Here is a 7,668-nt window from a genome sequence, read left to right on the forward strand (position 1 = left end):
ACACCTCCCTCAACGGCACGGGAGCCCTGTGTGTTGCGGGCATCCACCTCATGCCACCGCCGTCACCCGATCAGTGGCCACGCTGAAAACGCTCACTGAGCTGTTTTCAGTGTTGCCGCTCCAGGGTGAGGGACGGCTGCGGTGATTGACGATATTCGATTCGGGCTGCTTTGACGGGAGATCCGCCACGACTTGAGCCCTGCGACGCCGCGCTCCATCGGCGCTCGCGCCGCCGAGAGCGTGCGGTTGACTGTTCGCTGGGTTGGTGTGAGGTCGCAGCCCGGTGGGCGTCTGAGGGGTGTCGCCACTCACGGGCCGGCTCCCGCGTAGGCGCGGTCGTCGAGGATCGGGACGCCCTGGCGTTCGCAGATCCGGATGATCCGGTGGGTGCGGGCCGCAGTCAGGTCGTGCGTACGGCCGGGCGGCGCGGGCGAGACCCGCAGCAGGCTCCCCGTCGGGTCGGTCACCACCTGCACGTTCACGCGGTGCCTGCGGTGCCTGCGGTGCTTGTGGGAGTAGTCGGTCCGGCCGTCGCCGGCCCGGTCGCACTCGGCCGGGGTTCCATCCAGCAGGACGTACTGGAGGTCGGCTTCACGCAGGGCACGCAGCAGGCTGGGTGCGTGGCCGGCGAGCAGGTCGACGACGGCCGCGGTGTAGGCGTGGGCGGTGCCGGAAGCCGGCGGCGAGCTGCGCGAGGGTGTCGTGTCGGCGCAGGTACACCAGGCCGACGAGGGCACGCTGGTGCGGCGGGAGCTTGCAGCGACGGTCACCCTCGCGGGTGACGATGAGCATGGTGACCCACTCGACCAGGGCGTGAGGAAGGTCGAGTGCGGCAGGATAGGCAACCAACGAGGCTCCTGCGCCAATGAGTTGAGCCGTCGAACACCTCTCTCAACGGCACGGGAGCCTCGTGCGTTGCGCATCCCCTCGGAGTCACCCGATCAGTGGCCGCACTGAAAGAGCTCACTGCTCTATTCCGACAAGGCTCTGCCCACACAGTGAGGAACACACGGCGGGGCAGCTATTCGCTGTCTCGGGGTCTTGCAGACCGAGTACGCCTCCGGTCTGCATCGAAGGGGCGAACCTTCAGACCACGGAACTGAGACGTGCCCAGCGGATGGCGCCGCCGCTGTGGGTGTGTACGCCGTACGATTCCGCGAGTGTTTCGACGATGCCCAGGCCCCGCCCGTGCTCATCCTCGGCGCAGCTGGCGGTCCATGCGCCCTCATTGGCTGCCGGTCCGCCGTCGGTGAGCCCGATCCAAAAGCGTTGGCCGACGCGCTCATGGTGGAGATGCAGGGCAATCGGCGGTTGCGCATGTTCCACAGCATTGGTGACCAGTTCTGAAACGATCAGCACCGTTGAATCCGCAGCCAGACCATCGATGTGCCACTCATTGAGGACAGCAGTGGCGATCCGCCGTGCGGTGCCGGCCGCACTGGGATGATGAGCCAGAAGCCAGGTTCCGCTGCTGGACGGGTGCTGGCGAGGGGACGTCAGCGCCACCATGTTCGGCGCGCCCGCCTTGTCAGCGAATCGAGTTGCTGCTTGCGTGGGCATTTCCTCTGAGGTGGCGACGTACATGACGATCACATCCGAAGGGGGCGACTTCTTCCGGCCTGTTCGACCCTGGTGGGGGAACGGCTCGAAGGTGCGAGTCGATGCCTCCACTCATCACCCTCCACCTCATCGGCACAGCAAGAATGAGCAAAACATACCCAACAACGTGCGGATGGTGTTTTACGGTTTATGAGTCGCAGCCTAGAGGGCGCGTTCTGCGGTTGACGTCTTCCATGGGGTTGAGGCCGGGCCTTGTTGCTGTCGGGCGGAGTTGTGAGGCGGGAGCTGCTGAAAGTTGGTGCAATCAACCGCTCCGCGACGTGGCAAACCCCTCTGCCCACCTACACCCTGAGCACGTTACTTCCGAGCGGGTGGAGGACTTCAGCCGGCCTCGTTGCCCGGGACCGGGGAAGCGGCGGCGCGGTAGCAGGTGCCCTGCGCGTTCAGGAGCTCACCGACCTCTCCCATCTGGGCCTTGTCCAATACCGACTGCCAGGCACCGGCGGGCTCATCCCGCTCCTGCACATCGCCCCCGTCCGAGACCGATGCCGAGCGACTGCTCGTCATCAGCCCCGAGCTCGCCGACGTGCTCAGCACGATCATCAGCCGCATCCGTGGTGCCACCGGCGCAGTCCCGTTCGTGGTGTCCTACGACAGCCACGAACGGGTCTGGAACCCGCCGATGCCGCTGCTGTTTCAACGTCACGCTGGAGTGGAGAACCGGTCCATCCTGTTCTCTGGGGACCAGGAAGATGCTCACCGAGGCGCTCTCCCGCACCGGGCCCACCGACGTCGGCAACCGGCCGCTGACATTCAGCCCACACACTTCCGGAGGCTGTTCATCACGGATGCGATCATGAACGGGATGCTGCCCCACATCGCCCAACTCGTGGTCGGCCACCGGGATATCAACACCACCATGGGATAGAAGGCGGTCTATCCCGAGGAGGTCATCAACGGTCACCCGTCGTCCATCGCCCGCCGCCGCACCGCCCGTCCCAGCGAGGAGTACCGGACTCCCACCGACGGTCGCGCCGCCACCGTGAACCTCGGCCTTCCCGCATTCCGCGACATCGCCGACCGCACCGTCACAGCCGCAGAGAACCAGACGTGACCTTCAACCATGGGCGCGGGTCCTGGCCGATCCGAAGTGGGCGGACGAGCTCACCCAAGCGGACCGCAGGGCGCTGTCGCCGCTGTTCTGGACCCATGTGAATCTTTATCTGGACACTTTGGGAGGGGGTTATCCGTGTAGTACGGCGTTGGCTCTGGTGACGAAAGCGTCGCAGGCTGCTTGAGCTTCGCTGCCGCGCTGGAGCATGTCTGCCTTGTCGTCAGTCCGGATGATCGCGCTGGTGAGCTCCAGCACCGTGTTGGCTTGATCGGCGAGCTGTTGCATGTCTGTCTGGCTGCTTATGAGCTTGAGGCGAGAGGCGCTGCTGCGTGTCTCCACGTAGAGACGGTAGGACTCGGCTCGTGCGGCCGCAGCTTGTTCACTCAGAGGGGCCGCGTCCCAGCTTGACCATCGGTCGTACTGCGCGCGGCGGTAGTCTTCGGCGAGGGCAATAAAGGCAGCACAGTTGTCAAACAGGCGCTCTTGTTGCAGATGAGAGTGGGCGCGGGTCTCGGCCCGGCGGGCGGACTTCTCTTGGTAGTGGTGCGCTATGACGGAGCCCAGCAAGGTGCCAACTACGGCTAAGGCGCCGGCAATGATCCCTTCCACGCTGGTAGCGCATCACCTTGAAGTCCGGCCTCGCGAGCTGCATTTCGGTCGTTCTGCAGGCCGGAATTCGTCATCATTACCCAGTCTCCTGGTCGTGGCAGGTCTCGCTCGAGATCTGCGAGGAGGCCGCGGAGTCGGTCGGCGATGGCGTTGTGCCGTTCGACCTCGCGGGGCCGCACGCGTTCGACGGCATCCTGGGCGAGCTGCTGTTCACGGGCGAGCCGGGATTGCAGACGCGGGGTGTACTCGCTCGTGGTGAGGAACTTCGAGCAACGGAGGTAGAGGTCGCACTCGCAGGGGCCTTCAGCGGGTGCCCGCAGGCAGTGGCCGAGTTCGAGTTCGGTCTTGAAGAAGTTGGTCTTGAGCCAGTTCAGTGTGTCCTCGCCGATCCGGCTGGTCAGCAGTTCCTCCGCAGTCGGGCCTGCGATCCGTCCGCCGGCGGCGATGACCTTCTCGTACTGCTCCTTCAGGACGGGGTCGCTGATGTGGGAGTACGTTGCCGACATCTGCGCGTTGCGGTGCCCGAGGATCGCCATGATCGTCTGGATCTGGGCGCCGCCTTCGGCGAGTTGGGTGCCGACCGTGTGGCGAAACCGGTGGGCGGTCACGGTGGGATTGCCGTCGCCGTCGACGGGCCCGGCCCTGCGGCAAGCGATCTCCAGGGCGTCCGTGTAGAGGAAGTGACGGCCCATGGGCTTGCCCCGCCGCATGAACACGTAGCGGAACCGACCGCTGAGCCTATGCGTCATGACGGGCTGCGGCGTTCGCGGCCTTGGCCGCGGCGATCAACTCACGCAGGGCGTCCGCCGCTTGGGGGTGCAGGGGGACCATGCGCTCGGTGTAGGTCTTGCCGACTGGGATCCGCAGCCGCGGATAGCCGTCGGGGTAGGCGTCCAGGCAGTCCAGGGTCAGCCGTGCGATCTCCCCACGCCGGGCGCCGCTCCAGCGCAGCAGAAGCAGAGCGGCTCGTTGGTGCGGGTCTTCGAGTTCCTCGACCGCTTCCATGAGGCGGTCCAACTCGGCCCGGGGGATGAACCGCGGCAGGCCGGAGGGGAGTTTAGGCATTACCGAGCGGCCAAGCAGTGGTCGGCCCGGGACATCGCTCCAGCCCCACTGGCTGGTCTCGCGGAAGAACCGAAGCAACGGGCTGAGGTAGGTATAGCGAGACCGTGCTGTCAACGGCCGCCCGGTGCGGGCGTTGATGTGCTCGTGCAGGTGGGCCATGAAGCCCTAGACGTGCCGACGCTCCAGCTGGGTCATCGCATCCATGTCGGGGTGGGCCTGGGCGAGCCAGCGCAGGAAGTAGCGGAAGGCGTCGCGTGAGTGGCGGACGGACTCCGCACGGTCGCTGGTCTGCAACCGTCCCGACAACCAGCGCGTAACCGGAGCGGCGAGCGCCCGTGGTGTCTCGGGAGGGGTGAGTTCGTTCGCCAGAGTTCGCCGGTCTTCAGGCCGTGGAACGGAGGTTCGGGGACCTGTCCGATGTTGAACAGCAGCACATGGACGCCCTGCAGCCTGGTCAGACACGCCTTCTGGTAGATCTCGGCGAGCTGGTCCATGGGCATGCGGCGGCGTGCGTTGGAGACATGGCTGGCACGAACCCGGCCTCCGGCCGGGCGCAGTAGCGTTTGATCTCTTCGGCGAGCGCGGCGAGGTGCCAGGCCGGATCGCGCGCAGATCGGGATCGCAGCGCATCAGCAGAAGGCGCGTGAAGGTCCAGGTGAGGACGGACCGGCCGCTGACAGGCGCATAGCCGAGTTGGAGCATGCGGGCCGAGAGTGAATCGAGCAGGTCCAGCCCGAGCCGGCGGCGACCTTGGGGACGAACAGGCTGTCGAAGTTGCGGCTGAGGACGGAGTCAGCGTCAAGCCGGAGACCGTGCACCAGCGAGAGATAGGCGAGGTAGGGGCCTGCCTCGTGGGACGGCCTGATGCGTTTGCCGGGCTCATGCGGATCACGTCCGTGCAGGTTCAGGCGGACCAGCAGGGGTTCGGCGAACCAGTCCTCCAAGTTCGGCTAGTGCTTGAGGAAGCGGTTGTAGAAGTAGCGGCGGGACTTGATCGACGCCGGAGCATCGGCGAACGTCGTGCGAACCCAGGCGAAGTACTCCTCCCTCGTTGCGTGGCACCGGCGGCGGTCCGGTTCCGGGGCGGGCGCCCGAGCGAGCGCAATCACCGGTTGCCCTCCAGCGCGCGGGTGTACTCGGCCAGCACAGCCTCCTCGGAGACCCGGGTGTAAACCTTCGTCGATTCCGGCGATGCGTGTCCCAATCTTTTCTTGCAGGGACAGTTCCCGCATGCCGCCCTCCCACATCGCGGTGGCGTGAGTGTGCCGCAGCGCGTGCGGCGTGGTCTCCGGCGTGCGCAGACCGAGCTTGTCCAGCCGCCGCGCGAACAGCCGTACACCGCGTCGTAGCCCAGCGGCTCCAGACGGCGGGTGCCCTTGTCGCCGACCAGGAACACGAAGGGACTGGTCCTGTCGAGGGGGCGCTCGTGCATCACGTAGCGGCTGACCGCGTCCAGGGTGCGCGGCTCGTGCAGGTCCACGACCCGTTCGGTGCGGGACTTGCCGCGGACCCCGCGTGGGTGGTCGTCGCGCTTGCGGACTGTCGCCCGGCGGCGGCCGTAGGAGATGTCGTCCAGGTGCACCGACAGCACCTCGCCCGGCCGCAGCCCGCCGTCCAGCATCAGCAGGAACATCGCCAGATCCCGCAGCCGCTTCAGACTGCCGATGAACTGCTCCAGCACCGCCTCGTCCACCGGACGCGGCAGTCGCCGCGGCTGCTTGACCGTCACCGTGCGGCGCATCGGCTGCTGACGGCTCGCGTGGCCCATGAACGGCTGATGCCCGGCCGGCACCGGGCGAGTGCCGGGTCAAGGCGCTTCTGCATCGGGGAGTCGCCGTCGTATTCCTCGGCGACCACCGCCCAGTCGTAGAAGCTGGAGATGGCCGCCAGGATCCGGTTCACTGTCGCCGGCGCGAGTAAACTGCCCGGCGCCTCAGGGCCGCCGACCACCACCGTCAGGCCCAGCCGCTGGGCCGGCCTCCCCGACCCTGCACTCAGGTGGCCCAACGAACCCCGCACCTCGATCACCACGGCGCCGGTTCAGGCGTCACTCGAAGGTGTCCAGATAAGAATCTGTACGGCCGGTTCGAGCTGGACATGAACAGCCGCCTCGACCTGGACCTGGCCACCCGGGCGGCGACGGCGCCCGGCCCGCGCAGCCCGCAGGACCAGTCGACCCGGCGTCGGCGTGACCGGTGGCCCAGGCTCGGCCGCGGAAGCCGTCACGCTTCCCGCCCAGAGCCCAGGAGCGTATGTCTGGCGGGTGTGCCAGGAGAGGGGTTACGCGGCGGCGGCCCGGCGATGTCAGTCTCGTGCTCCCGAAGCCACGGCGAAGTGACAAGTAGCTCCTATATCAATGAAGGGTGTCTTTGTCAGTGGTTACGGGAGCACCGTTGATCAGACTGTCAGGGCAGATGTCGCAGTACTTCGCCGAGTATTGCCACTCCTTCGCTGATGTCGGTGGGTGTGCTCGCGGCGTAGCCCAAGACCAGTCCCGGTTGACAGGGTCGCTGGCTGTGCCAGGACAGGGGGTGCACTTTTACGTCGCGCGCGAGTGCCGCGGCTGCGACGTCCGTGTCGGCGAACTCGGCCTCAAAGGTGATTGTCAGATGCAGGCCGGCCGCGGCACCGTGCACGATCGCGCTCGGCAGGTGAGTACTGACGGCTTTGATCATGGCGTCCCGGCGGCGGCGGTGATGCCTGCGCAGGTGGCGCAGCTGGCGTTCCATCGCGCCCGATTCCATGAACTGAGCCAGTACGAGTTGTGGCAGGGCGGCGTTGCCGAGGCCGGCGAACCGTTCCCCCTTTTAGCGCCCTGACGTGGGAGGAGTCGACCACGCAGCGGGACCAGTCCAGCCGCGAGGCCGCGTTCAGTTCGGCCAGCAGGACCTCGTGCAGCCGCTGCCAGACGCCGGCCTGGTTCCAGTCCCGTAAGCGGCGCCAGCACGTCATGCCCGAGCCGAAGCCGAGGTCTTGCGGCAGGTACTCCTACTGGATCCCGGTGTGGAGCACGTACAGGATTCCGCACAGCACCTGCCGGTCCGGCAGCGGCTTGCGGCCCGGGTGCCGAAAGCGTCGCTCGCGCCGCGGCAACAGTGGCTCCAAGCGGTCCCACAGCTCATCCGACACGATCCACGGCGACTTCCCCACACCGAACCGAACGCTCAACTACCGCCCTGGACACGGCCGTCAGGACCGAGCCACCTCATTGTGTTAGCCGCTATTACAACGGCTAACACAATGAGGTCGTCTGTCAGCCCATGCAGGCGATGCAGTGCGTAAGGTCCTCTGCAAGGAAGATGACAAAGCGCCGTTGTGAG

10 protein-coding genes and 3 pseudogenes are annotated in these 7,668 nt (G+C 66.6%); 1 reads left to right on the forward strand and 12 read right to left on the reverse strand.

The window, feature by feature from the left end:
• Positions 1 to 106: 106 nt before the first annotated feature.
• From ACFWBT_RS39900 to ACFWBT_RS39910, 3 genes and pseudogenes are all read right to left on the reverse strand, one after another.
• A pseudogene (locus tag ACFWBT_RS39900) lies at positions 107 to 849 on the reverse strand (transposase family protein).
• 237 nt (positions 850 to 1,086) lie between these two features.
• Entirely contained in the window at positions 1,087 to 1,584 is a 498-nt protein-coding gene (locus ACFWBT_RS39905) for an ATP-binding protein (protein WP_385708871.1), read from the reverse strand.
• Between the two features lie 357 nt (positions 1,585 to 1,941).
• Complete coding sequence (locus tag ACFWBT_RS39910; RefSeq protein ID WP_385708844.1) at positions 1,942 to 2,163, reverse strand: hypothetical protein; 222 nt, start codon at positions 2,161 to 2,163, stop codon at positions 1,942 to 1,944.
• Here ACFWBT_RS39910 and ACFWBT_RS39915 point away from each other — a divergent pair.
• On the forward strand, positions 2,147 to 2,488 hold the full coding sequence (locus tag ACFWBT_RS39915) for a hypothetical protein (RefSeq protein WP_385708847.1): 342 nt from the start codon (positions 2,147 to 2,149) through the stop codon (positions 2,486 to 2,488). The genes ACFWBT_RS39910 and ACFWBT_RS39915 overlap by 17 nt on opposite strands.
• Before the next feature lie 315 nt (positions 2,489 to 2,803).
• Here ACFWBT_RS39915 and ACFWBT_RS39920 read toward each other — a convergent pair whose 3' ends face one another.
• The 9 genes and pseudogenes from ACFWBT_RS39920 to ACFWBT_RS39960 form a co-directional block, all read right to left on the reverse strand.
• On the reverse strand, positions 2,804 to 3,283 hold the full coding sequence (locus tag ACFWBT_RS39920) for a hypothetical protein (protein WP_385708850.1): 480 nt from the start codon (positions 3,281 to 3,283) through the stop codon (positions 2,804 to 2,806).
• Positions 3,256 to 4,032: a tyrosine-type recombinase/integrase gene (locus ACFWBT_RS39925; RefSeq protein ID WP_385708853.1), complete on the reverse strand. Its 777-nt coding sequence runs from the start codon at positions 4,030 to 4,032 to the stop codon at positions 3,256 to 3,258. Before ACFWBT_RS39925 ends, ACFWBT_RS39920 begins: the two co-directional genes overlap by 28 nt.
• Complete coding sequence (locus ACFWBT_RS39930) at positions 4,022 to 4,507, reverse strand: tyrosine-type recombinase/integrase (RefSeq protein WP_385708856.1); 486 nt, start codon at positions 4,505 to 4,507, stop codon at positions 4,022 to 4,024. The genes ACFWBT_RS39925 and ACFWBT_RS39930 overlap by 11 nt, the downstream gene beginning before the upstream one ends.
• 6 nt (positions 4,508 to 4,513) lie before the next feature.
• Positions 4,514 to 4,642: a hypothetical protein gene (locus ACFWBT_RS39935; RefSeq protein WP_385708859.1), complete on the reverse strand. Its 129-nt coding sequence runs from the start codon at positions 4,640 to 4,642 to the stop codon at positions 4,514 to 4,516.
• A gap of 656 nt (positions 4,643 to 5,298) precedes the next feature.
• The gene (locus ACFWBT_RS39940; RefSeq protein ID WP_385708863.1) at positions 5,299 to 5,457 is read right to left on the reverse strand and encodes a hypothetical protein; all 159 of its coding nucleotides are present in this window, start codon (positions 5,455 to 5,457) and stop codon (positions 5,299 to 5,301) included.
• Positions 5,454 to 6,116 carry a tyrosine-type recombinase/integrase gene (locus ACFWBT_RS39945; protein WP_385708865.1) on the reverse strand — a complete coding sequence of 221 codons (663 nt, stop codon included), beginning with the start codon at positions 6,114 to 6,116 and terminating at the stop codon, positions 5,454 to 5,456. Before ACFWBT_RS39945 ends, ACFWBT_RS39940 begins: the two co-directional genes overlap by 4 nt.
• Positions 6,074 to 6,379, reverse strand: coding sequence for a hypothetical protein (locus ACFWBT_RS39950; protein ID WP_385708868.1), 306 nt, complete (start codon positions 6,377 to 6,379; stop codon positions 6,074 to 6,076). The genes ACFWBT_RS39945 and ACFWBT_RS39950 overlap by 43 nt, the downstream gene beginning before the upstream one ends.
• 374 nt (positions 6,380 to 6,753) lie before the next feature.
• A pseudogene (locus tag ACFWBT_RS39955) lies at positions 6,754 to 7,149 on the reverse strand (PLP-dependent aminotransferase family protein); the annotation flags it as partial.
• Positions 7,149 to 7,516 (reverse strand): annotated as a pseudogene (locus ACFWBT_RS39960) (transposase); the annotation flags it as partial. The pseudogenes ACFWBT_RS39955 and ACFWBT_RS39960, both read right to left, overlap by 1 nt.
• Positions 7,517 to 7,668: the final 152 nt, after the last annotated feature.

It is taken from the genome of Streptomyces sp. NPDC060027 (assembly GCF_042737005.1).
GTDB lineage: Bacteria > Actinomycetota > Actinomycetes > Streptomycetales > Streptomycetaceae > Streptomyces.